This is a genomic window from Leucobacter chromiiresistens, from assembly GCF_001477055.1.
Taxonomy (GTDB): Bacteria; Actinomycetota; Actinomycetes; order Actinomycetales; family Microbacteriaceae; genus Leucobacter; species Leucobacter chromiiresistens_A.
Genome location: NZ_LDRK01000026.1, coordinates 52,388 through 72,244 on the forward strand (window position 1 = coordinate 52,388; position 19,857 = coordinate 72,244).

The window sequence follows — 19,857 nt, forward strand, 5'->3', positions numbered from 1 at the left end:
CGACTACGCTGGTCGAATGGCGCGCGAGCACTCCACGGTCACCCTCTCCGAGATCGCACGGGCCGGATTCCAGGACCTGGCCGACGCGCGGGATTCGCTGGCGGAGCTCGCCGATCGGCTCGAGCAGCCGATCGGCCCGCTGCTCGGCGGTCTCGCGATGGCGGCCGACCCGGATGCGGCGCTCCACCGCGTGCGCCGGCTCTCCGAGCAGCATCGCGACGTGCTCGCAGCGATCGACTTCGACGACTTCGAGCGACTGTGCGTGCTCGTGGGCGCCTCACCCGCGCTGGGCGACTTCTTCACGCGTCACCCGTCGCGGCTCCCCGAGATTCTGCGCCGAGGCGGGGCCGTCGTGCCTGCCGAGGAGGCGCGCACCGAACTGCTTCGGGCGGTCGTCGACGCCACGGGGGAGACGCTCGTCGCCGAGGCCGGCTGGATCGCGCTGCGCACGCGCTACCGCGAGCTGCTCGCGCAGCTCGTGCTCTTCGACCTCTTCCAGGGCCGCGCGGGCAACGCGGAGGACGTGTTCGAAGACGTCGCCGAGTCGCTCTCCGGCCTCGCGGCCGCCGCGATCGACGCATCGCTGCAGGTGGCGCGGGCCACGCTCGTCGCGGGCACCTCGGGGCCTCCCATCGCGAGCGAACGACTGGAGGCGGTGCGGCTCGGGATCGTCGCGATGGGAAAGTGCGGGGCCGAAGAGCTCAACGTCGTCTCCGATGTGGACGTCATTTTCGTGGTGGAGAGCGCCGACGCGGAGGCGCTCGACGACGACCGCCTGATCCGCGTCGGCACGCGACTCGCGAGCGAGGTGATGCGCGGCATCCACGACCCCTCCCTGGAACCGCCGCTCTGGCAGCTCGACGCGAACCTCCGGCCCGAGGGCCGCCACGGACCGCTCGTGCGCACGCTCGGGTCCATGCGCAGCTACTACGACCGTTGGGCGAAGGCCTGGGAGTTCCAAGCGCTGCTCAAGGCGCGCCCGCTCGCCGGAGACCTCGGGCTCGCCGCGCAGTTCGTCGCCGCAACGCGCGACGCGGTGTGGGCCTCGTCGTCGCGCGAGGATTTCGTCGGCTCCGTGCAGCGGATGCGCGAGCGGGTCACCGAGCACATCGCCGACGACGAGCTCGAGGTGCAGCTGAAGCTCGGACCGGGCGGGCTGCGCGACATCGAGTTCAGCGTGCAACTGCTGCAGCTCGTGCACGGGCAGTACGACGAGTCGCTGCATCGCGCGGGCACGCTGCCGGCCCTCCGCGCCCTCGTCGACGGCGGATACATCGCCCGCAGCGACGGCGAGTGCCTCGCCTCCGACTACCGGTTCCTGCGCGTGCTCGAACATCGTCTGCAGCTCCGCGATCTGCGCCGCACGGCGATCATGCCCACCGAGGAGCAGGAGCTGCGGGTACTCGCCCGCGCGACCGGTCTCGCGACCTCCGCCGAGCAGCTGCACGCCCGTTGGACCGCGCGGAAGCGCGAGGTGCGGCAGCTGCACCTGAAGATCTTCTACGCTCCGCTGCTCAGCGCCGTCGCCGCACTGCCCGAGGAGGAGCTGGTGCTCGGCAGCGACGCCGCGAGAGCGCGTCTCGCAAGCGTGGGCTTCCGGGATCCGGACGGGGCCATGCGGCACATGGCCGCCCTCACTCGCGGCACCTCGCGGCGCGCCATGATCCAGCGCAACCTCATGCCGGTTCTGCTGCAGTGGCTCTCCGACGGCACCGACCCCGACTTCGGACTGCTCGCCTTCCGCCGCGTCAGCGAGGCGAACCGGGAGACCCCGTGGTACCTGCGCCTGCTGCGCGACGGCACCGAGGCGGCGGAGCGTCTGACGCGGGTGCTCGCGAACTCCCGCTACGCCGCCGAACTGCTCGAATCGATTCCCGAAGCCGTCGCCTGGCTCGAACGCGACGCCTTGTTGCAGCCGATGCAGCTGCAGGTGCTGTTCGACGAGATGCGGGCGATCGCCTCGCGCCGCGCCGGCATCGACTCGGCCGCCGGAGCTCTCCGCGCCGTGCACCGGCGGGAGGTGCTGCGGCTGACGATGGGAAGACTGGTCGGAGTCATCGACGACGACGCGGTCTCGGCCGGGCTCGACGCGGCCCACACCGCGCTGCTCGACGCGCTCCTACTCGCGCTGCGCGGAGGGACGGCGCCGTACGGGTCCACAACGGGTTCGCCAGCAGCGGGCGGGGCGCCCGTGCCCATCGAACTGGCGCTCATCGGAATGGGGCGCTACGGGGGTCGGGAGCTCGGATTCGCCTCCGACATCGACCTCATCGCCGTGTTCCGCGCCCCGGCGCACATCGCGAGCGACCGCGCCGCGCGCGAGGCGACACGGCTCGTCTCGGAACTGCGCCGAGCAGTCGCCGACCCCCGGTTCCCCGTGGACCTGGATTTCGATCTGCGCCCCGAGGGGAAGAACGGGCCGCTGGTGCGCAGCCTCGACGCGTACCGCGCCTACTACGACCGCTGGTCGGTGACGTGGGAGGCGCAGGCGCTGCTCCGGGCGCGACCCGTCGCCGGAGATGCGCAGCTCGGCCTCGACTTCGCGGCACTCGCCGACGAGATTCGTTACCCCGAGCAGTTCGACGAGGGACGCGTCAGAGAGGTGCGTCGTATCAAGGCCCGCGTCGAGTCGGAGCGTCTGCCGCGCGGAGCCGACCCGAAACGGCACTTGAAGCTGGGCCCCGGCGGCATCAGCGATGTCGAGTGGCTCGTGCAGCTCCTCCAGCTGCGCTCCGGCGCGAAGCACGACTCGCTGCGCACCGTGTCGACGGTCGCCGCGCTCGAGGCGGCGCGCGCCGAGGAGCTGCTCGCCGCGGAGGACGTCGACCACCTGCTCGACTCGTGGCGCTTCGCGAGCAGCGTGCGCTCCGCGCTCAAGCTGTGGACTGGACGATCCTCCGACTCGCTGCCCGCGGGGTGGAGCGATCTCGCCGGGATCGCCGGCGTGCTGGGCCTTTCGAGAACGCACACCTCCGAGCTCGAAGAACGCTGGTTCGCGGTGTCGCGCCGGGCTCGAGCCGTATTCGAGCGCGAGTTCTTCGGGTACACGGAGGATCCGCGGTTCCCGCTCCGCTGACCCCGTGCCGGGGTTTCCGTTGCGCAACCTGCGCAGACGCGACACCCGCGGTTCTGCAGCTGTTCACGGAAAACGCTCGCAGAAAACGCTCAGCAAGCGTAATCTGATTGTTATGCAGTATTTGCAGAGGTTCCTCGAAGCGCTCCTCACCGAAGAGGGCGCCGACTACGAGGACGAACTCGAGTCCTAGTCCCTCCGACGCGGTGCGACGAAGCCGTCGCACCGCAGCTCCCTGCCGTTCTCGGCGGCGCTGTGGCTTCGCCGCCGCAGAAGTGCTGCTTCAGCAGTGCGCGTCGAGGTACTCGCGCACGGTGGTGGCGGGCGCATCCAACTCCTCGACGATCTCGAAGACGCGGGGATCGGTGACCACGCCGCCATCTGGTGCTGCCGCAGCGAGGCCGAGCGCCTCGTCGTAGAGACCGCGAAGCTCGGTCCATGCCTCCGCGATGTCTTCGGGAGGGGTCGCCGCATCGAGCACTCGGATGCGCTCGGTGAGGTCGGCGACGGTCGAATCCGCCGGCATGCCGACCTGGAACAGCCCGGGCGTCGCGAGGGTGCCTCCGGCGGCATCGTACTCGTCGCAGAAGCTCCCCGTCGCTCCGCCGCTGCAGGCGGTGAGGGTGAGGGACGCGACGATGACGAGGGCTCCGAGGGCGGTGAAACGGGCGCGCTGCATGGGGGCGATCTCCTTCGTGATCCGGCCCCGACGTTCTCGGGGCACGCCCATATGCTTCCATACTCCCCGAACGCGCGTGCGGGCTGCGCATCCCGTGCGCGGATACTGCTGCAAGGAGCCTCGCGACTACTGAGCCTGCACGGATGAATGCGTAAAGATCGGCATGGACATGCGTAAAGATCGGCATGGACATGCGTAAATGTGCCGCGAGACGGCCGCTTCTCGTCGGGAGGTGCGAGAGTGGCAGAGCTGGTTGCCGGGCACGCGCGTGTGAAATGCGGCCTTCCGATTCGAGAGGTGGCGGGGTATGTTGAGAGCGAATTCGTTCTGGCCTCGGCCGGGAGTCGAGGGAGACGAAGCGACTTCGGGGGCACACGGAGTGGAGCGATCGAGCTGAGGATCGGCGCGCAGCCGAGTTTCGGTACCGCAGACCGTCGTACCCGAAGGAGCAGCGAAATGCAGTGGAGAACTCTCGTGACAGGAACCGCGGCGGCGATCGTCGCCGCGACCGGGATCGCTTTCACCGGTGCCGCGGCGCAGGCGGCACCGGACCCGGAGCTCTTTCCCACAGTCATCGAAGTGCCGTCGGTGCCGGCGACCTGGACGGCCCCCGGAACTGCGAGCAGCGCCGGAAGCAGCAACATCACCCTCCCCGTCGGGGCGCTCCCCGAAGGGACCGCGAAGGTGCTGAATGGCGAGGTGATCAACGGCTCCGACACCGATCTCTGCGTCTTCGCCACGTCGCGCTCACCGCTGTTCACCTCGTCTCCCACGGCGATCGGTGCGAACGCGACGATCCTCGAGTCCGCGGGCCTCCCCGAAGTCGTCAATACGCTCCTGCCCGCCCCTGCCTACCCTTCGATTCGGCGCGACGATCAGGTGGTGACCACCTCCACGACGACCGCCGACGGGTGGGTCTGCGACTTCGGCACGCTCCTGGCACCGGGCGAGAGCTTCGACTACAGCGTCACCATCGGCGTTCCCCTCGGCGGGACGGCCATCACGAACGAGAACTACCTGATTCGACTGGTGCTCGAAGCGGCGGCTCCGGTCGAGGGGGAGTGGGACGACTCCCGGTTCTACACAGGCGCGCTCCTCAACTCTCCCGAGGAGCCGCTGGTCATCAACGCCTCGTCGCCGACGACCGACTGGGGCTTCACGGACGGCCTCGGGGCCGGCATCGCGTACCCCGGTCGGGCGCTCGGCGCCTACGGGCAGATCGTCAACGACACCGACCAGCCCATAACGCTGACCTATGCCGGCTTCGCATCCGAGGGGTCGCTCACGAGGTTCCTCCTGTCCGATCTCGAAGACTGGGCAGAGCCGGTCACGCTGCAGCCGGGGGCGTCGACCGACACGTTCTTCATGAAGCTCGGTTCGCCAGACAGCGTGGGCAACGAATCCCAGCAGACGACCGCCTCGATCCGGTTCGGCTGGAACGCGGCCGCCGTCGCCGTCGAGCACACCGTCACGTTCGACCCCAACTCGGGCGAGGGCACGATGGACCCGCAGACGGCTGCGGAGCCGACAAGCCTGACCCCCAACGCGTTCACCCGAGAGGGGTTCGAGTTCGTCGGGTGGAACACCGAGGCGGACGGAACCGGCACCGCATTCGCCGACGGAGCGATCTTCCCCTTCGATCGCTCGCTCACCCTGTATGCGCAGTGGGAGGCCGTCGCGGAGCCCGGTCCGGGGCCCACGCCTGATCCGACTCCGGATCCGACTCCGGATCCCACGCCGAGCCCGGCCCCGCCGCCGAGCGCCGGGCCGACGCAACCCCCCGGCGCCGGGCAGACGCAGCCCCCGGGGCTCGCCTCGACGGGTAACGGCGCACCCTTCGGCGTCGCGGGGGCTGCCTCTCTCGCGCTGCTGCTCGCCGGAGGCGCAGTGCTCGCAGCGCGCAGACATCGGGCTTCCGAGTAGGCGGTCCGGTGCCTACGGGTGACTGGCGGTGACTCGCGGACATCCGCTTACGGCGCTCTTCGCTCACCGCGCACAGAACAGTACACGCACGAGCGAGCCTCCTCCAGGCACAAGGTGCGAGGCTCGCCACCCCGACCCCAGGAGATCATGAGCGACAAGGTCGACTTCACGAAGACGCTCGACAGCTATCGGGCGGCACACCATCGGTTTCGCGTCGTCGACGTCCCTGACATGCAGTACCTCATGGTCAACGGGCACGGCGACCCCAATACATCACCGGCCTACGCTGATGCGCTCTCGGCGCTGTACCCCGTCGCCTACGCGCTGAAGTTCTTCAGCAAACGCGAACTCGGCCGCGACTACGTCGTGCCACCACTCGAGGGGCTCTGGTGGGCGGAGAGCGCTGACGCCTTCACCGTCTCCCGCGACAAGTCGAAGTGGGATTGGACGATGATGATCATGGTGCCGGAGTGGATCGAACACTCCGCGTTTCTCCAGGCAAGGGATCGAGTCGCAGCGAAACAGGGGCCCGTGCGGCTCGAAGATGTCCGTCTCGACGCGCTCGCAGAGGGATGCTGCGTGCAGACGCTGCACGTCGGCTCGTTCGATGACGAGGGAGCGGTGCTCGAGGCGATGCATCATGAGTTCATACCGGAGAACGGATACCGCATGAACGGCACGCACCATGAGATCTACCTCACCGACTTCCGCAAGGCGGCGCCGGAGAAGTTGCGGACGATTCTGCGGCAGCCCGTCGCCGCCGCAACCGATCGCTGAGCCCTGTGCCGTCGTCCGTGCTGCACCCGAACACGGATGACGATCTCAGGCGATGCGCCCGCAGCGCCCGAGATCGTGCCCCAGTGCATCGCGGCCCTCCACTTTCAGGGCGCGAATGCGTATGCTGAGCACCACCGATCACGTGACCGTGATCTCGATGAGCGAGGAGGCTCGACGATGGAGGATCATCTCTGGGTACTGAAGGACAGGGAGCGCGACCTCATCCGCGAACTCGACCCCGACCGAATGCATGCGCTCGACGAAGACGACCTGCTCGCGCTGCACCGCCGGATTCGACGAGCGCGGAACAAGCACACCACCAACTACCGCAGGAAGGCAGCCGTCGACGTCGTCGAAGTCGGGGCGCGCGGAGCCGCATACCCGAAAGGCGGCAAGTCGCGGCTGCGTGCCGAGGTGTTCGAGGAGGCGCTGTCGCTCGTGTCCGCTCGCCTCGCAGCGGTCGCGCATGAGCAGGCGGAGGAGCTGAAGCGCGAGCGTTTGCAACGTGCTCGGAGCGCCAGGAGTGCCGGGCCGGAGCCGCACGGACCGGATTCGGACGGGAAGGTACCCGATCCGGGGCGGCTGCGAGAGCATTCGAAGCACAGCGGGCAGCTCAAGCGCGACGCATCGAGCATTGCCCAGGGAGCCCGGAGGCAGGCGAAGCGAGATTCGTGAGGTCTGTGCGCGCTGCGCGCTGGCATTTCTCAGCCCTGGGTGCTCGTAACATGATGCGAGGGTAGTCTGCGGTCGATGGTGTCGCTTCCTCCCTCGACGGGATCGGACGAACCGCGTCGTGGCAGGGGGCCGCTCCGAGGGTCGGGCAAAGCAATACGGGCGATCAGGTGTATTGAACCGGAACGTTGTCGACGTGGCAGAGACCCCCCCTCGGACGTGAACAAGGTAAACAGTGGGGGCGTGCTTCGCGCACGGCGCAGTGAACAACCGGATGTCTCGGACGACCGCGTAGCCGTGGTAGCGCGGAACGGCGCGATAGTGTCACGGGCGCCAGGAGCCGTGAATCCGTGAGCCGTAACGAGCACGACGAGTCCGGTTCGTTGATCCATATCGATGTGAAGAAACCCGGCCAGGCGCCCGACCGGGGGCGGGTGGCGGCTGCACAGCCGTGGCGAACGGCCGATTCAGAAGCGGGACTCGGAAACGACTCCGTCCACACTGTGTTCGATGACCATTCCAGTGTCGCGTATACGTGAGATTCGTACCGGTGAGAGAGGGGCGTTACCGCGGTAGAAGTTCTTGAATTGGCGTTCGCGACTTGATGAACGGTGAGGTCGAACGGTTCAACCGCGCGCTCGCGACCGAGTGGGCGTAGGCATGCGCCTAGACGACGAGCCAGGGCCGAGTTGGAGCGTTGCGGTCCTGGCTTGTGCGCTGCAACATCGACAGAACTCACCTCGGCAGCGTGTGCAGCACTCCCATCGGTCGCGTCCACAAGGGTCGAGGTCAGCCAGCGGTCTCGGCAGCAGGTCCGTGCACGACCAAACCCAAGCAACGGTGAACTGACGCGGAAGCATCGACAGCCGATTTTCGATCCCTCGGGCGATGCACGAACGGGGCTTGTGCATAATCATGCCGATGTGCATCACACCGTCGGAGTGACGCTCCTCATTCGCGACTCTGATCTCTGTCGTGTCATGTCGACGTGGGTCAGAACAGGCTCCGGATGGAATCGATGGAACGATGAATCCGGCGCCTCGCTCCTTGTCAATGGGAATGCGCGTCGGGTTCATGCGGAACAGTCAGTACGGTTTCCCCTAAGAGGCCATCGTTGGCTCGGTGCGGCACCGGCTCGGACACCCGTGGTGGGTGTTCGACAGATCGAGTGCGCCTGCCCGTCGAAGGGCGGGGCCAAGCCGGCCCTCATCCGCTCACCATTCACCAAGAGTCGTAGGAGAGATCTATGAGTTCTCACACTCGCAGAACCAGCCATCTCTACCGCTTTGCGCTTCACCGTAACGCGGCCAGACTCTCACGCGCAGCGTTTGTTGCCTGGCCCTTCGTGGCATTCATTATTCCAGCGTCCATCTGCTGGGGCGTCGGCGAGCTCGAACGTCTCCTGCTGATCCGCTTCTCGTGGTTCATCATTCCCACTTCGGTTCTCCTTGCGCTCGTTCCCTACTTCATCTCCCGGGCGCGGGGGTGGCGCGTCGTCCCCAGCAACTCGCTCGGGCTTCTGATGGTGCATTGGTGGAGCTGGGTCACTGTCGTATGCACATTTTCTGACAAAGTTGGGAGTGTTGCTACCGTGCTCGAGTTCCTCAGCGCGGAGGGTGTATCGCAAGCGTGGAACGATCGCATGCTCATAACCGCCGGCGTCGTCGGATTGGCCACCTGGGTGGCGCTGTTGTTCACGACATCGTTTTCCAACACGGGGACCCCTTATCAGCGACGAGCGGAACTCGGGGTCGTCGTTGCCTGGGTCGCTCCTTGTGTCGTGGTGGTTTCGGCGCTGCTGTGCGTACCGCTGGAAGGCGCACGCATTGATGCTGCCGGAGAACGTCCCGAACCTGCCACATCACGGCCGGTCGACGCACAGCTCACGCTCCTCTCGCAGCGCGAGGCGGGGACGCAGCAATCGTTGAGCAAAGTGCGCAGAATGATCGCACCGGAAGGCTGGACCCATGCGTATCCGTGGATGTTCGGTTCGTGCGAGGGTACGCACCACCCTTGTTATGACATTTACGCATCTGCCGAGTTTATGACGGAGAACGCAGTACCGGACCGAGCGCAACTCGAAAACGAGCTGAGCGCCGCTGGTTGGCAGTCGACGAAAACACCGCCCTACTGCCAAGGCACCGACATCGATTCGTACCGCAACCGAGACGGTCAGAGATTGTGCGTGGAATTCGACGTCGACTCCATCACCGTAGCCCTGATCGCGCCATCGTACTGGGGTGATTTGTTCGTGCTTCGTGATGCCGCCAGCCCGGATGCGGTCATCTTCAACCCGCGCGTTCGGGACAAAGCTGCATCCTTCGCGTGGAACGAATGGCAGGCGTCGGAGATGCTCCGCTGAAAGCGGTGAACGGAGCGATGCCGACGCGGGATCCCTCCAGCCGCTGCCGATGGTGGCTTTTCGGCAGCAGCATCTGACGCGAGGCCGAAAGAAGCACACAAGGGTTGATGAAATCAAGAAGTCTGGCTGAGATTCAGCTCGCTCGTTCGTCGTAGGACGGGTTCGAACAGCGGGAGAACACCGATGTGCGTCACCCAAAGGTCTTCGACGAAGCCGTAGCTGACCGGCATGCTCTTCCGTCGCTGGGGACCGTGATCCTCGAAGATGACAGCGCTGCCTGCTGTCCGCTCGATGAATACGGAATCGCGGAGGGATGCCACGAACCGCTCGCGAGTCGAAGTCGGAAGCCTGGCGACGAACACGGTCGCCACGCCATCGGCGTTCGGGTACGCCCAGCTGCACTGAACCACTTGCTCCGCGCCGTCGAGCGCATCGATCGCGGCCGGGCCGAATGACTCTGCGTAAGCGAGCTCCTTCAGCTTCGTCGAGTTCTCGAGCGCCTCGAGGCGGTATCGCCCCTGCGCCGAGTCCGCAGCGATCTGCCGAGCCAGACAGCCTCTCGCCTCCGCCACCACGCCGACTCCGCGGGCAAGTTTCTCGCTGTCGTTGTCATGCCCGACACCGACATATGTGCTTTCATGGCGTCTGGAGGCGAAACAGCGACGATTGCCGCTGCGGCACCGTGAAGGCTGGAAACCAATCTACGTCGGCGACGGTGAGGGGAACCGCACGTTGTAGCATCGGCAACAGGCGGTGGCTCGGTATCCTTCAGCTCGACCACGTACTGAGTGGTGCGTCACCCCTACTCATGGCGTTGGCTCATCAGCTCCCGAGCACGCAACCCCATTCGACGCTGAAGGACTCCGGTGCAGAGTTTCGGGAGGCCGGGACCGGCGGCGGGATCATGCGTCCCTCGGGCGGACATCCGGGGATAGGTCGGAGATCATTGCCGGTGTGCTGACCATTCCCCGTGCAACCCGATGCACAGGTCGTTCATGCCCCTCGGAGACAGTGAAGTGCCCCTCTCCGCGCTACGGGGAGGGGCACTTCACGGCGCGACCTCGGCCGTCATCCGGACGTCACGAGGCCGCCGAAAGACGCGCGTGCGTCACACGCCGTAGTACAGCTCGAACTCGAAGGGGTGCGGGCGCAGCGCCATCGGCGCGATCTCGACCTCGCGCTTGAACGCGATCCAGGTCTCGACGAGCTCCTCTGTGAACACATCGCCCTCCAGGAGGAACTGGTGATCGGCTTCGAGTGCGTCGAGCGCTTCCTCGAGCGAGCCCGGCACCTGGGGAATGTTCTTCGCCTCCTCCGGGGGCAGCTCGTAGAGGTCCTTGTCGATGGGATCCATCGGCTCGATGCGGTTGCGGATGCCGTCCAGCCCGGCCATCATCTGCGCCGCGAATGCGAGGTAGGGGTTGCCCGAGGCGTCGGGTGCCCGGAACTCGATGCGCTTCGCCTTCGGGTTCGAACCGGTGAGCGGGATGCGCACGGCTGCGGAGCGGTTGCCGGCCGAGTAGGCGAGGTTCACCGGCGCTTCGTAGCCCTTCACGAGGCGGCGGTAGCTGTTGATCGTGGGGTTCGTGAACGCCAGCAGCGCGGGGGCGTGGTGCAGGATGCCGCCGATGTACCAGCGGGCGATGTCGGAGAGCTGCGCGTAGCCGTTCTCGTCGTAGAAGAGCGGCTCGCCGCCCTTCCAGAGCGACATGTGCGTGTGCATGCCCGAGCCGTTGTCGCCGAAGACGGGCTTCGGCATGAAGGTCGCCGTCTTGCCCCACAGCTCAGCCGTGTTCTTCACCACGTACTTGAACTTCAGTACGTCGTCGGCGGCCTTCACCAGCGTGTCGAAGCGGTAGTTGATCTCCGCCTGGCCGGGTGCGCCGACCTCGTGGTGCGAGCGCTCGAGCTGCAGCCCGGCCTCGATGAGTCGCAGCGAGATGTCGTCGCGCAGATCCGCCTGCTTGTCGACGGGGGAGACCGGGAAGTAGCCGCCCTTCTCGCGGGTGGTGTTGCCGAGGTTGCCGCCCTCGACCTCGCGAGCGGAGTTCCAGCTCGCCTCTTCCGAGTCGATCTCGTACATCGTACGGCGGGGCGTCGTCTCGTAGCGGACGGAGTCGAGGATGTAGAACTCCGCCTCCGGAGCGAAGAACGCGGTGTCGGCGACGCCGGTCGACGCGAGGTACTGCTCGGCCTTCTTCGCCACCTGACGCGGATCCTTCGAGTAGATCTCGCCCGTGCGCGGGTTGAAGATGTCGCAGATGACGATCAGCGTGCGCTCCGCGCGGAACTGATCGAGGTAAGCCGTCGTGACGTCGGGGATGAGCTGCATGTCGGACTCCGCGATTCCGGCGAATCCGCGGATCGACGAGCCGTCGAACATCTGCCCGATCTCGAAGAAGTCCTCGTCCACCGTCGCAGCGGGGATGTTGAAGTGCTGCTGCACCCCGGGGAGATCGGTGAAGCGGATGTCGACGAACTTCACATCGGTTTCCTTGATGAAGTCGATGACTTCCTGCGGGGTGGTGAACATTCTGCTCCTCGGGTTGATTCCGGCCGCGGATATCGGATCTTCACCGCGCCGATCGTGTGCCTCCACCTTACGCGAGCATGATTTCAAAACCGTGAGTCGTGTGTTTCGCGAGTGTTACGCGGCGTTCACGAGCGAAACCTGCGGCAGCCCCGTCACCCCCGGATGAGCACCGTTCCGGCGATCTTGTCGTGGAAGGCGCGCTGATCCGAATCCCACACCAGCACGGGTATGACGAGGCAGAGCAGAACGGTGCGCACGAGCGGCCGCCACAGGCCGACCCACCCTCCGGAGATCGGCACGACCCTGAGCCCCATGATGCGATGGCCGAGCGATCCGCCGATCGTCGGGATGAAGACGATCTGCAGCAGCGCGAAGATCACCACATTCCAGAGCTCCGGGTGGAGCCCCCCGATGAGCAAATACGCGGGGAGTGCGGCGAGCCCCCAGTCGATGAGGATCGCAACGACGCGGCGGCCGACGCGCGCCACCGAGCGCGGGCCCTCGTCGGGGAGACCGAGCCGCTCGCCGGGCCACTGGCTCGGTTCGAGCTCGCCGAAGCGCTGCGGAGCTGGGGCGGGCATGGGTCAGCGCGGGCGCTGCGAGCGAACGCGGTTCGGGTCCATCCCCTTGGGGATGCCCACAGGCGAGCTCTGCAGCGACGACAGTCGCGTGTAGACCGCTCCGACCTCGGCGCGACTCATGACGGGCTTGAGCTTGACGAGGGTGCGCGACAGTTTCGCGAGAGGAATGCCGTCGCCGTCCGGGCCGACGTAGAGGTGCACGACCTCGACGTTGCGCAGCGCGCGCTTCACCTTCCGCTCCTCGTCGGCAGCCATGCGCTGCGTGCGCTGACGCGACCCCTCGGAGATGAGTACGACTCCGCCGCGGCCCACGACCCGGTACACGGCGTCCTGGTTCCGGTTGATGGCGATCGGCGTCTCCGATCCGCGCCAGGATCGGCGCAGAGCGCTCTGCACGACGGCGCCGACCGCGCCCGGGCGGCCCTCGATCTGCTCGTACGCGGTGCGTTCGGCGCGGCGGCCGAGCACGATCATGACGAGCAGGATGCCGACGAGCACGCCCGTGATGGGCCAGAGCACCCACGACAGCCAGCTTCCCGGCAGCAGCCAGGCGAGGAGCACGGCGACGACGACGGGGGCGATGAAGCAGAGGAGCAGGATCCACGGCAGGTTCGTGTCATGCACCTTCGTGGTGCGATAGATCTCGAACATCTGCCGAATACGACCGTTGCGCTTCGCCTTCTCTGCTGCCATGCCTCCAGGATACCGTGGCGAGCGCGCGAAGGATGACGCTGCGCGGGCATCCCGAGGCGCGTGTTCGCTCACAGGCGAGCGCAAAGGCGTCGGGGTCGCTGTGATCCACAGGATTGCGAGCCGCGTCCCCGAGCGCGGCGGTGACTGCCACACTCGGAACCCACCCCGCCCGATGACTCGACGGCGGGCGAGGGCGTTGACGGGAGGGAGCAGGGAATGAAACCAGGAGCACATCGGGTGCGTCGTGCAGGTGCCGCAGCGCAGCTCGCGCGCCGTGCGCTCGAGTGGACCGAGGAGGGCCTCGAGCACCGAGCTCGTGGACGCTGCGGCGCGCCGGAAGGTGCGGAGCGTCGCCACAGGGTCCGCGGACACGATGCGGGGTGCGCCGCACTCGGCGTTCCGCAGCACGAACTCACCCGGATGACCTCCCTTGCCGATGCCGCGGGCGCCGCGCCCCTGATCGATGCGGCATTGGGCGAGGCGATCGACGAGCTGAGCCGTCGCGGAGCGTCCTGGCGCATCGATGCCGCCCGCGAGGCGGTCCACGAGGTGATCGAGCGCCGCGTCACGCCCGCGCCCGGGGCAGCGGGTGCAGGCGAGGCCCGCTCGCGGGCGTGCCCGACCGCGGTTCCCCGGAACCGCAAGAGCCGCGGGCATCACGAATGATGACCGCGGCTCTTGCGTGCGGGACGGATCAGATTCCGAGGTTCGCCTCGAACTGGCCGCCCTCCAGGCGCTCGCGCACCTGGGTCAGGAACCGGGCCGCATCCGCGCCGTCGACGATCCGGTGATCGTAGGAGAGCGCGAGGTACACCGTCGAGCGAACGGCGATCGAGTCGCCCTCGGGGCCGGAGATGACGACCGGCTTCTTCACGACCGCGCCGGTTCCCAGAATGGCGACCTGCGGCAGGAAGACGAGCGGCGTATCGAACAGCGCGCCGCGCGAACCCGTGTTCGTGAGCGTGAACGTGCCCCCGCTGAGCTCATCCGGCGTCAACTTGTTGTCGCGCGTGCGAGCCGCGAGATCCGCGATCTCGCCCGAGATCTCGCTCAGATTCTTCTCGCCGGCGTCACGGAGCACGGGAGTGAGGAGACCCCGCTCCGTGTCGACGGCGATGCTGATGTTCTCAGTCGACGGGTAGGTGATCGAATCCCCGTCGACCGTCGCATTGATGATCGGGTACGTGCGGAGCGCCTCCGCTGCAGCGAGCGCGAAGAACGGCAGGAACGAGAGCTTCGAACCCGTCTTCTCCAGGAACTCGTCCTTCTTCGCCTGACGCAGCTGCGCAATGCGCGTCACGTCGACCTCGACGACGGTGGTCAGCTGCGCCGTGCTCTGCAGCGACGCGACGGCGCGCTCGGCGATCACCTTGCGCAGTCGGCTCATCTTCTGCGAGGTGCCGCGGAGCTCCGAGACCTCGGGAGCCGGAGCGGACTGCGCGGCGGGCGCCTGCGCTGCGGGCCGAGCCGACGATGCGCGCTCGGCGGCCGCCAGCACGTCCTCCTTGCGGATGCGTCCGCCGACGCCCGAGCCCGTCAGAGAGGAGAGGTCCACCCCGCGCTCGTGCGCGAGCTTGCGCACGATCGGCGTGACGTACCCGGCGTTCGACTCGGAGCTCTGCGCGGTCGACGCTGCAGGAGCCTCGGCGGTAGGTGCCTGCGCGGCCGGCTGCGTCGGAGCACCGGCCTGCTCATCGGCCGGGGCCGGCTTCTCGTAACCGGCCGCACCGCTCGCCGCCGGAGCGGCGGGCTGCTGCGACGTCGCCTCACTGGGGGCGGACGCCTCCTGCTGCGGCGCATCGGCGGACGAAGCCTGCTGCGGCTCGGTCTGCTGCGGCTCGGCGGGAGCGCTCTCGCCGCTGGAAGCAGGTGCGCCGCTGCCGATGCGGGCGAGTTCGCCGCCGACCTCGACCGTGTCGTCCTCCTGCACGAGAATCTCCTGCAGCACCCCCGCGAACGGCGACGGAACCTCGGTGTCGACCTTATCCGTCGACACTTCGAGCAGCGGCTCGTCGACCTCGACCGAATCTCCCACGCTCTTCAACCAGCGCGTCACCGTGCCCTCGGTGATGCTCTCACCGAGCGAGGGGAGCTTGACGCTCTGAGAATCGCCGCCGGCTGATCCCGCGTCGTCTCCACCGGACTGCGCGGCGGGCTGCGCCTGCGGTTCCGATGCGGACTGCGTCTCGGGCTGCTGTGCCGGCTGGGACTGCTGAGCCGGCTCGGACTGCGCGGCCGCAGGCTCGGCCTCGGCATCCGCCGTCGCGGGCTCATCTGCGGGCGCGGCGTCCGTCGAGCCGCTGCCGTCGCCCACCTTGGCGAGCACCGCACCGACCTCCGCCGTCTCGTCCTCCTGCACGAGGATCTCCTCGACGACGCCGGCGACCGGCGAGGGAATCTCGGTATCGACCTTGTCGGTCGATACCTCGAGGAGGGGCTCGTCGACCTCGACGGAGTCGCCGACGTTCTTGAGCCAGCGCGTCACCGTCCCTTCGGTCACACTCTCGCCCAGTGCGGGGAGGACCACCGATTCACTCATCGTGCATTTCTCCGTTCGTTGTTCAGTCTGTGGGCCGCGCTCAGATGGCGTGCAGCGGCTTGCCGGCGAGCTTCAGCATGGTCTCGCCGATGGTTTCGTTCTGCGTCGGGTGCGCGTGCACGAGCGGCGCCACATCCTCCGGGTAGGCCTCCCAGTTGACGATGAGCTGCGCCTCGCCGACGAGTTCGCCGACGCGGGCGCCGATCATGTGCACGCCCACGACGGGGCCGTCGTTGACCCGAACCGCCTTGACGCTGCCCGCGGTGCCGAGGATGGAGCTCTTCGCGTTGCCAGCGAGGTTGTACTCGTAGGTCGAGACCTGATCCTCGCCGTACTGCTCCTTCGCCTTGGCCTCCGTGAGACCGACCGAGGCGACCTCGGGGTCGCAGTAGGTGATCTTCGGGATGTTGGCGTCCTGCACCGTCACCGGGTTGAGGCCCGCGATCTGCTCGGCGACGAAGATGCCCTGCTGGTAGCTGCGGTGCGCGAGCTGCAGCCCGGGAACGATGTCGCCGATCGCGTACACGCCGGGAACGTTCGTCTCGAGACGCTCGTTCGCGAGCACGAAGCCGCGATCCATCTGCACGCCGACCTCCTCGAACCCGAGCCCCTGCGTCGCGGGGCCGCGACCCACGGCGACGAGCAGGTAGTCGGCCTCGACCGTGGCGCCGTCCTCGAGTGTGATCGTGACGCCGTCAGCGGTCTGCGAGACCTCCTTGAACCGCACCCCGAGCTTGAAGTCGATGCCGCGCTTGCGGAAGGCGCGCTCGAGCTGCTTCGAGATCGACTCCTCCTCGTTGGGCACCAGGTGGGGGAGACCCTCGATGATGGTCACCTCCGCGCCGAACGACTTCCATACGCTCGCGAACTCGACGCCGATGACGCCGCCGCCGAGGATGGCGACGCGCTTCGGGATCTCCTGGAGCTCGAGCGCCTGCTCGCTGGTGATGACGCGCCCCTCGATGTCGAGGCCGGGGAGCGACCGCGAGAACGAGCCGGTCGCGAGCACGATGTGCTTGCCGACGATGCGGTCGGAGCCGACCTGCACGGCGTCTGCGGCGACGAGCTTGCCCTCGCCCTCGATGACGGTGATCTTGTTCGCCTTGAGCAGGCCCTGCAGACCCTTGTACTTGCTCGCGACGAGCTTCTCGCGGAACCGGGTGACGCCGGCGATGTCGATGCCCGCGACGCTCGAGTTCACGCCGTACGCCTCGCCCTCGCGTGCGACATCGGCGATCTCCGCGGAGTGCAGGAGCGCCTTCGTCGGCACGCAGCCGCGGTGCAGGCAGGTGCCGCCGAGCTTGTCCTTCTCGATGACCGCGGCGCTGTATCCCAACTGCGTCGCGCGGATCGCTGCCGCATAACCGGCGCTGCCGCCGCCGAGAACTACGATGTCAAACTGCTGATCGGCCAAGTGGGGTCTCCCTCGGAAAGCTCGCAATGTGATGCGCGGCCATGAGATGCCGGCAGCGCTTCACCCAGACTACACCTGCGGATGCGGGCGGGGCCGTGGCGCGTTTCGCTCTGGGCGTGACCGAATCCGACGACGAGCCGCGCGGCGTTCGTAGGATGGTGGTGTGACCGATTCGATCTTCTCCGCAGACTACGCCGAGCGCCGTGCACGGGTGCCTCGCGGGCTTCCGCTCGTCGTCGCGATGCAGGGCCTGACCGATGCCGGCGGCGCGATCTCGCAGCTGGAGGAGTACCTCTGGAAGCACGGATCGCCCGAGGAGCTCGTGCGGTTCAACGCGGATCTGCTGCTCGACTACCGCGCTCGGCGCCCCGTGATCACCTTCGATGAGGATCACTTCGTCGACTACGCACCCGAGGAGTTGACGCTCTCCGTGCTCCACGACGAGCTCGGCACCCCGTTCCTCCTGCTCAGCGGCTACGAGCCCGATTTCCGGTGGGAGCAGTTCATCGACACGGTGCTGCTGCTCGTGCACGACTTCGAGGTGTCGATCACGGTCTGGTCGCATGCGATCCCCATGCCCGTGCCCCACACCCGACCCATCTCGACGACGGTGAGCGGATCCCGCGACGATCTCATCGAGGCTCGCTCCGTGTGGAAGCCCACGACGAAGCTGTCGGCCTCTGCCTCGCATGTGCTGGAGTACCGTCTGCACAGTCTGGGCGAGGAGGTCGCGGGTTTCGCGCTCCTCATTCCGCACTATCTCGCCAATACGGAGTACCCCGATGCGCTCTTCGCCGCGCTCGACGGCATCATGGCGGCCACCGGGCTCATCCTCCCGACGGACGAGGTGCGCAAGCAGGCGCGGCAGTTCAACGCGCAGGTCGATTCGCAGATCGCGGAGAACGAGGAGTCCGCCGAGATGGTGCGGACGCTCGAGCAGCGGTACGACGCCTACATGGAGGATCAGAGCCCGCGCTCCCCGCTCGTGTCGGAGGACGGTTCGATCCCGACCGCAGATCAGTTGGCGAGCGAGCTGGAGCGCTATCTCGCCGAGCACCGGCGACGGGGCGACGGCGACGAGTCCGAACTCGGATGACGGCGGTGAACGGCCCCGGAAAAATAGCACCTCGTGCGCTCGCTGGCAAGAAGTGCCGCGCAGACGTGCAATAATTGAGGTGCTGCCCATGCAATCCGGTCGCGCTTTCCGTTCCGCGGGAATACGCCGGGCTTGACATGGGTTTTCATGCTGTGAGCACTCGTCGGCGAACGCTGTCGGCGGCACAGGCCGAAATCTGAAACGAGAGAGGCGGCTGCGTGGCAACTGCAACCACCACCACAACTCGCGCATCTTCTGCGGATGCCAAGAAGAAGGCTGTCGAGACCGAGGAGGCCGGTGAGATGACCGAGACCGCGGCGACTCCGCGCAAGAAGGCGGCGGCGAAGAAGACGACGGCGGCGAAGAAGCCGGCGGCGAGCAAGAAGCCCGCGGCGTCGAAGACCAAGCGCGCGACCAAGAAGAGCGCGGAGGACGAGATCGATCTCGACGCCCCCGAGGTCGACGAGGAGGCGGAGGCCCCCGAGGAGGAGAAGCCGGCTCCCGCAGTGGTCGAGCCGCTGCCGACGGGTGCGATCGTGCTCAAGGCCCGCGACGAGGAAGATGTGCCGACGATCACGACGGCGATTCCCGGAGCGACCGCCGACCCGGTGAAGGACTACCTCAAGCAGATCGGCAAGGTCGCTCTGCTGAACGCGGCCGAGGAGGTCGAGCTCGCCATGCGCATCGAGGCGGGGCTCTTCGCCGAGGAGAAGCTCTCCACGGAGAAGGGGCTTCCGAAGAAGCTCGAGCGCGAGCTGAAGTGGGTGGCGCGCGACGGTCAGCGCGCGAAGAGCCACCTGCTCGGCGCGAACCTGCGTCTCGTGGTGTCGCTCGCCAAGCGCTACACCGGTCGCGGCATGCAGTTCCTGGACCTCATCCAGGAGGGCAACCTCGGCCTCATCCGCGCGGTGGAGAAGTTCGACTACACCAAGGGCTTCAAGTTCTCGACCTACGCGACGTGGTGGATCCGCCAGGCGATCACGCGTGCGATGGCCGATCAGGCGCGCACCATCCGCATCCCGGTGCACATGGTCGAGGTGATCAACAAGCTCGCCCGCGTGCAGCGCCAGATGCTGCAGGATCTCGGCCGCGAGCCGACCCCCGAGGAGCTGAGCCGCGAGCTCGACATGACCCCCGAGAAGGTCGTCGAGGTGCAGAAGTACGGACGCGAGCCCATCTCGCTGCACACGCCCCTCGGAGAGGACGGCGACAGCGAGTTCGGCGACCTGATCGAGGACACCGAGGCAGTCGTTCCGGCGGATGCGGTGGGCTTCACGATGCTGCAGCAGCAGCTCGAGCAGCTGCTGGACTCGCTGTCGGAGCGCGAGGCGGGTGTGATCCGCATGCGCTTCGGCCTGGGAGACGGCATGCCGAAGACGCTCGACCAGATCGGCGACACCTTCGGAGTGACTCGGGAGCGCATCCGTCAGATCGAGTCGAAGACCATGGCGAAGCTGCGCCACCCGTCGCGCAGCCAGCAGCTGCGGGACTACCTCGACTGATCGCGCACAGCGA

At 67.3% G+C, this 19,857-nt stretch carries 15 protein-coding genes; 8 read left to right on the forward strand and 7 right to left on the reverse strand.

The genetic code is table 11. The features are described from left to right. Positions 1 to 16 precede the first annotated feature (16 nt). Complete coding sequence (locus tag NS354_RS05850; RefSeq protein ID WP_058593645.1) at positions 17 to 3,076, forward strand: bifunctional [glutamine synthetase] adenylyltransferase/[glutamine synthetase]-adenylyl-L-tyrosine phosphorylase; 3,060 nt, start codon at positions 17 to 19, stop codon at positions 3,074 to 3,076. 280 nt (positions 3,077 to 3,356) lie between these two features. Here NS354_RS05850 and NS354_RS05855 read toward each other — a convergent pair whose 3' ends face one another. Next, positions 3,357 to 3,797, reverse strand: coding sequence for a hypothetical protein (locus NS354_RS05855; RefSeq protein WP_153002122.1), 441 nt, complete (start codon positions 3,795 to 3,797; stop codon positions 3,357 to 3,359). Between the two features lie 411 nt (positions 3,798 to 4,208). On the opposite strand from NS354_RS05855, the gene NS354_RS05860 reads away from it, so the two are divergent. From NS354_RS05860 to NS354_RS13340, 4 genes are all read left to right on the forward strand, one after another. Beyond that, a complete protein-coding gene (locus NS354_RS05860) occupies positions 4,209 to 5,675 on the forward strand; it encodes an InlB B-repeat-containing protein (RefSeq protein WP_058593647.1) in 1,467 nt (488 codons plus the stop codon). A gap of 147 nt (positions 5,676 to 5,822) precedes the next feature. Then, positions 5,823 to 6,452, forward strand: coding sequence for a GyrI-like domain-containing protein (locus NS354_RS05865; RefSeq protein ID WP_058593648.1), 630 nt, complete (start codon positions 5,823 to 5,825; stop codon positions 6,450 to 6,452). Positions 6,453 to 6,527: 75 nt separating this feature from the next. Next, positions 6,528 to 7,127: a hypothetical protein gene (locus NS354_RS05870; protein WP_241490366.1), complete on the forward strand. Its 600-nt coding sequence runs from the start codon at positions 6,528 to 6,530 to the stop codon at positions 7,125 to 7,127. 1,243 nt (positions 7,128 to 8,370) lie between these two features. Beyond that, complete coding sequence (locus NS354_RS13340) at positions 8,371 to 9,486, forward strand: hypothetical protein (RefSeq protein ID WP_153002123.1); 1,116 nt, start codon at positions 8,371 to 8,373, stop codon at positions 9,484 to 9,486. A gap of 113 nt (positions 9,487 to 9,599) precedes the next feature. Here the strand turns inward: NS354_RS13340 and NS354_RS05875 are convergent, their stop codons facing one another. The 4 genes from NS354_RS05875 to NS354_RS05890 form a co-directional block, all read right to left on the reverse strand. Continuing rightward, on the reverse strand, positions 9,600 to 10,061 hold the full coding sequence (locus NS354_RS05875; RefSeq protein ID WP_058593649.1) for a hypothetical protein: 462 nt from the start codon (positions 10,059 to 10,061) through the stop codon (positions 9,600 to 9,602). A gap of 533 nt (positions 10,062 to 10,594) precedes the next feature. Then, complete coding sequence (gene glnA, locus NS354_RS05880; protein ID WP_058593650.1) at positions 10,595 to 12,019, reverse strand: type I glutamate--ammonia ligase; 1,425 nt, start codon at positions 12,017 to 12,019, stop codon at positions 10,595 to 10,597. A gap of 152 nt (positions 12,020 to 12,171) precedes the next feature. Further along, a complete protein-coding gene (locus tag NS354_RS05885; protein WP_058593651.1) occupies positions 12,172 to 12,600 on the reverse strand; it encodes an RDD family protein in 429 nt (142 codons plus the stop codon). Between the two features lie 3 nt (positions 12,601 to 12,603). Beyond that, a complete protein-coding gene (locus tag NS354_RS05890) occupies positions 12,604 to 13,293 on the reverse strand; it encodes a DUF4191 domain-containing protein (protein ID WP_058593652.1) in 690 nt (229 codons plus the stop codon). Positions 13,294 to 13,713: 420 nt separating this feature from the next. Between NS354_RS05890 and NS354_RS05895 the strand changes: the two genes are divergently transcribed. Next, complete coding sequence (locus NS354_RS05895; RefSeq protein ID WP_058593653.1) at positions 13,714 to 13,959, forward strand: hypothetical protein; 246 nt, start codon at positions 13,714 to 13,716, stop codon at positions 13,957 to 13,959. A 28-nt stretch (positions 13,960 to 13,987) separates the two neighbouring features. Here the strand turns inward: NS354_RS05895 and sucB are convergent, their stop codons facing one another. Then, entirely contained in the window at positions 13,988 to 15,832 is a 1,845-nt protein-coding gene (gene sucB, locus NS354_RS05900; protein ID WP_058593654.1) for a 2-oxoglutarate dehydrogenase, E2 component, dihydrolipoamide succinyltransferase, read from the reverse strand. A 40-nt stretch (positions 15,833 to 15,872) separates the two neighbouring features. Further along, positions 15,873 to 17,246 carry a dihydrolipoyl dehydrogenase gene (lpdA, locus tag NS354_RS05905; protein ID WP_010157132.1) on the reverse strand — a complete coding sequence of 458 codons (1,374 nt, stop codon included), beginning with the start codon at positions 17,244 to 17,246 and terminating at the stop codon, positions 15,873 to 15,875. A 163-nt stretch (positions 17,247 to 17,409) separates the two neighbouring features. Here lpdA and NS354_RS05910 point away from each other — a divergent pair, with 163 nt between their 5' ends. Continuing rightward, positions 17,410 to 18,342, forward strand: a complete 933-nt coding sequence (locus NS354_RS05910) for a proteasome assembly chaperone family protein (protein WP_058593655.1) — start codon at positions 17,410 to 17,412, stop codon at positions 18,340 to 18,342. A gap of 218 nt (positions 18,343 to 18,560) precedes the next feature. Then, complete coding sequence (locus NS354_RS05915; protein ID WP_058593656.1) at positions 18,561 to 19,844, forward strand: RNA polymerase sigma factor; 1,284 nt, start codon at positions 18,561 to 18,563, stop codon at positions 19,842 to 19,844. The last annotated feature ends 13 nt before the right edge of the window (positions 19,845 to 19,857 follow it).